Source organism: Haloferax sp. KTX1, from assembly GCF_902410085.1.
Lineage (GTDB): Archaea > Halobacteriota > Halobacteria > Halobacteriales > Haloferacaceae > Haloferax > Haloferax massiliensis.
The window spans coordinates 1-451 of sequence record NZ_CABPRH010000178.1; the positions used below are offsets into that span (position 1 = coordinate 1).

General features: G+C 66.1%; 1 pseudogene. It reads left to right on the forward strand.

The features are described 5' to 3' along the window. Positions 1 to 23 precede the first annotated feature (23 nt). Positions 24 to 451: pseudogene (locus FY251_RS21340) on the forward strand (aminotransferase); the annotation flags it as partial.

The window sequence follows — 451 nt, forward strand, 5'->3', positions numbered from 1 at the left end:
ACGATCGGGAGTACCTGGACGGGATGGGTCTCGACGACGAACTCGTGGACGAACTCTGCGGTGGGTCCTCGTCGACATCGCCGACGTCTTCCTCTGTCTCGGCGACCCAGCCCGACGCTGGGCCCGACGTTGACGTCGACGTGGCGGACAAACCGCAACTGCGTGGCCGTGCGTATCCTGATTCCGCCGAGGAACCGGAGATTGCCCTGCTGGACCCCCGGGGGCAACTCTCCATTACCGGGTTGACCTACCACGAGGTGGCCCCACAGACCTCCGAGTGGCTGGGCGATCTCCTTGCGGACCTCATCCCGACGACGGCCCGGTGCGTCCAGGATCTCGCGATCCTGCACGAGGAAGGTCCCGATCCCGCGGACCCCCGACAGAGTAACTACGAGGTGCCACGGTTCGTCCAGCGTGTCCTCGTCGAGGAGGTCGCCGACCTCGAAGACGC